The sequence below is a fragment of the Catenulispora rubra genome, assembly GCF_015356825.1.
Classification (GTDB): domain Bacteria; phylum Actinomycetota; class Actinomycetes; order Streptomycetales; family Catenulisporaceae; genus Catenulispora; species Catenulispora rubra.
In genome coordinates, this window is the sequence record NZ_JAACYW010000537.1 from 1 (window position 1) to 3033 (window position 3033).

General features: G+C 67.1%; 5 protein-coding genes and 2 pseudogenes. 3 read left to right on the forward strand and 4 right to left on the reverse strand.

Annotation, left to right across the window (positions count from 1 at the left end; genetic code table 11):
* Together GWK61_RS53610 and GWK61_RS53615 are read right to left on the reverse strand one after the other, a co-directional pair.
* A pseudogene (locus tag GWK61_RS53610) lies at positions 1-182 on the reverse strand (hypothetical protein); the annotation flags it as partial.
* A gap of 156 nt (positions 183-338) precedes the next feature.
* Positions 339-803 (reverse strand): hypothetical protein, encoded by a 465-nt coding sequence (locus GWK61_RS53615; RefSeq protein ID WP_194922124.1) that lies wholly within the window; start codon positions 801-803, stop codon positions 339-341.
* Positions 804-856: 53 nt separating this feature from the next.
* Here GWK61_RS53615 and GWK61_RS53620 point away from each other — a divergent pair, with 53 nt between their 5' ends.
* Together GWK61_RS53620 and GWK61_RS53625 are read left to right on the forward strand one after the other, a co-directional pair.
* Entirely contained in the window at positions 857-1219 is a 363-nt protein-coding gene (locus tag GWK61_RS53620) for a DUF488 domain-containing protein (protein WP_194922125.1), read from the forward strand.
* 57 nt (positions 1220-1276) lie between these two features.
* Complete coding sequence (locus tag GWK61_RS53625) at positions 1277-1714, forward strand: SRPBCC family protein (protein WP_194922127.1); 438 nt, start codon at positions 1277-1279, stop codon at positions 1712-1714.
* Between the two features lie 44 nt (positions 1715-1758).
* On the opposite strand, the gene GWK61_RS58045 is transcribed toward GWK61_RS53625, so the two are convergent.
* Positions 1759-2376, reverse strand: a complete 618-nt coding sequence (locus GWK61_RS58045; protein WP_228564505.1) for a hypothetical protein — start codon at positions 2374-2376, stop codon at positions 1759-1761.
* Between GWK61_RS58045 and GWK61_RS58050 the strand changes: the two genes are divergently transcribed.
* A complete protein-coding gene (locus GWK61_RS58050; RefSeq protein ID WP_228564506.1) occupies positions 2369-2572 on the forward strand; it encodes a hypothetical protein in 204 nt (67 codons plus the stop codon). The two genes, GWK61_RS58045 and GWK61_RS58050, sit on opposite strands and share 8 nt — an antisense overlap.
* A 278-nt stretch (positions 2573-2850) precedes the next feature.
* Here GWK61_RS58050 and GWK61_RS61315 read toward each other — a convergent pair.
* Positions 2851-3018 (reverse strand): annotated as a pseudogene (locus GWK61_RS61315) (helix-turn-helix domain-containing protein); the annotation flags it as partial.
* Positions 3019-3033: the final 15 nt, after the last annotated feature.

The following is a 3033-nucleotide window of genomic DNA, read 5'->3' on the forward strand; positions in this document are numbered from 1 at the left end:
GCGGGGAACTTGCCGGCGGGGTTGGGGTTGGCGGCTGCTGCTTGTTGGCCGAGGGGGGCGGTTGTCGACTGGCCGGATGTGGCGTTCTTCGGCGATGAGGTCGAGGACGAGCAGGCCGCTGTGGTGAGCGGCAGCGCTATGAGGACCGCGGCCAGTGTGATGCGGCGTCGAGTGTCGGTCATTTCTCCCCCTTCGGTGCAGCCCGCGGTTGTGGGCTGCACCGAAGGTATGAAGTGGCCGTTGAGGGGCGTATCCGCGAAGTCACCTGTGTTTGGGCGGCAGGTCCCTGACACGGGTGTGGGGAGGATGTGGCTGCCGAGGCTGTTTGCGCGGCGGCATCAGGCTCCGCAGTCGGATGCCCCGTCGCTCGCCGCGACGCCCAGCACCAGGGGGGCCAACTCCGCCTGGAGCATGGGGTCGCCGAGGGGTTGCAGTTCGCCGTCGGTGCGGAGGTAGCGCTGGGCGAGGATGAGGGCGCGGTCGAGGTCGAGTTGGTGGGCTTCGACGAAGACGGCTTCGGTGCGCTCCCCCTCGTACGTCGTATAGCCGTCGTAGGCGAGGGTGATGGCCGTGGTGCCCGCCTCGGCGGTCGCCAGGTACTCGCGGGCGGCGTCGATGGTCTCGGGGACGTCCGCGCCGGGGCTGACGGCGAAGCGCGTGAGGGTGGCGGTGCCGTCCTCGCGACGTGCGAAGGAGAAGGGCGTGAAGGGTTGGTCCGACAGCTGTGCGTTCTCCAGCGCGTAGTCCAGCGCGGTGAACACGAGCTCTTTGGTGCTGTCCGTGGTCTCGTCCCAAATGGTCACACGGTCAGCCTTACAGACCGGTCCCGCGCGCGGAGGCCTATTAGCCTGGCTCCATGAGTGGCGACTACAGGATGAAGCGGGCTTATAGCGCTGCGTCCCAGGCGGACGGCAAGCGGGTCCTGGTGGATCGGCTGTGGCCGCGAGGCGTGGGCCGGGAAGAGGCCGCGCTCGACCTGTGGCCCATAGACGTGACGCCCTCCAACGAACTCCGTAAGTGGCTCCATGCGCACCGCGATGAGTACGCAGAGTTCGAAGCGCGCTATAACGCCGAGCTCGACGGAGAGTCCCAACAGGCCGCGCTCGCAGAGGTGCGCGCTCTGCACGCCAAGCACACCGTCACGCTCATCACCGCCGCTAAGGACGTCGAGCACAGCCACGTCCCCGTGCTCCTCAAGCGTCTAGAGGAGGGGTCTTGAAAGGCGAGTAAAGCCCCTGCGGTACAAAGGGGGTGGGAGCGTAGGGAGGGAATCCTGATGAAGTTCCAAACCACGATCGACATCGACGCAACCCCGGCCACCGTCTGGCGCACCCTGACCGACGTGGAGTCCTGGCCCGAATGGTCGGCCTCCATGACCACGGTCGAACGCCTCCAGCAGGGCGACCTGGCCGTCGGCAGCAGCGCACGCGTCACCCAGCCGAAGCTGAAGGCCGCCATCTACACGGTCACCGAATGCGAACCCGGCAAGTCCTTCGTCTGGGAGATGAAGGCCACCGGGGTCAAGGTCCGCGCGATCCACCGCGTGGAGGACAAGGGCGAGGGCCACGCACGCATGGTCCTCGGCATCGAGCAATCCGGCGCGCTCAGCGGACTCATCGCCATGTTCTACGGCAAGCTCACCCGCCAGTACGTGGTGATGGAGGCCGAGGGCCTGAAGAAGGCCGCCGAGACTCTGGAGTCCGGCACGGAGTAGCCCGCCGCGGAGTAGCGCGCTAAAGGCGGTACCTCGCAGGGGCGTCAGTTCACGGTCGCCGTGTCGTCGATCAACCAGCTGTTCGAGCCGGTGTCGTAGTCGTAGATCGGACGCCCCTTCGCCCCGCTGGTCTGGAACGGCTTGCCGTGGTCGTCGATCCGCACGGTCCCGGACCGGCTCCCGCTGCTCCAGTCCAGCTCCAGGTACCACGCGACGTTCACCGCGTGCGCGTGCGCATAGACCGTCAGCACCTGCGGATCGGACTGCGACACCTTGAAGGGGAAGTCCACCGCGGGAACCACCGTGTCGCCCTGCTGCCCCGCCTTGGGATTCGCCAGCGGCCGGTCGACGTCCAGATTGACGTCGAACGACACCGGCTGGATCCCGCTCCCGCACCCCGACGCCATGGAGAACGCGGACCAGGGCAGCGGCGCGGCCTTACTGACGGTCCGCACATGCAGCCCCGACAGGACCACCGCGTTCGACGCCGTCCCCTGCACGGCCAGCTCGATCTTCATCGTGCCCGCCGGCACGGCGCCCAGCGCGGCGGCCCAACCCCTGGCGTCCTGCGCGGCCGGCGGAGGAGGAACCTCGCTCGGCTTCCTGTTCAGCAGGTACCACTGCTCGCACTTGTCCTCCCACTGGTAGGGACGGATGGTCACGGCGATAGGCGAACCGGAGGAAGAGGAAACAACGGAAGAGGGAGAAGAGGACGCGCTCGACGAACTCTGTAGAGACGAAGGAGCGGAGGAAGAGCTAGAGGGAGACGAGGCAGAGGCGGAGTCGGATGGGGAGGGAGAAGTAGAGAGGGAAGACGAACTCTGTAGAGAACTCGGCCCAGAGCCCGCAGCGGGATGACCATCGGATCCCGAGGACGCGAAAGCGACACCGGCCACAGCCGCCCCGACTCCCACGACGGCGAGCACGGCAAGCGCGGGAAGCAGGCGGCGACGTCCTCGCGAAGGAACAGCAGGGGGAACAGCGGACGCAGAGACCTCAGGAGGTTCGATGGGAGGGAGTTCTACAGAGGAAGCCGCCGGCTCCTCCGGAGCCGCCTCAGCAATCACCGCTGTCTCAGCAGCCGTTGAGGAACGCGCCTCGACCGCCGCCATCCACAGCCGATAAAGCGTCGCCATCTCCGTCGCGGAGGCTCCGGTCAACCGCGCGAACTTCTCTATGACGCTGTACTCCGGGGGCACAGTCTCCCCCTGCACATACCGATGCAGCGTCGAGGTCCCCACATGCAGCCGCTTCGCCAGGACCCCGTAACTCAGGCCCGACCGCTCCTTCAAATCGCTCAGCAGAGCGGCGAAACCCTC

What these genes read in the sequence shown, in the direction of transcription:
- GWK61_RS53620 (WP_194922125.1), top strand. Translation starts at nt 857, where the DNA reads ATGAGTGGCGACTACAGGATGAAGCGGGCTTATAGCGCTGCGTCCCAG.
- GWK61_RS53625 (WP_194922127.1), top strand. Translation starts at nt 1,277, where the DNA reads ATGAAGTTCCAAACCACGATCGACATCGACGCAACCCCGGCCACCGTC.
- GWK61_RS58050 (WP_228564506.1), top strand. Translation starts at nt 2,369, where the DNA reads ATGGTCACGGCGATAGGCGAACCGGAGGAAGAGGAAACAACGGAAGAG.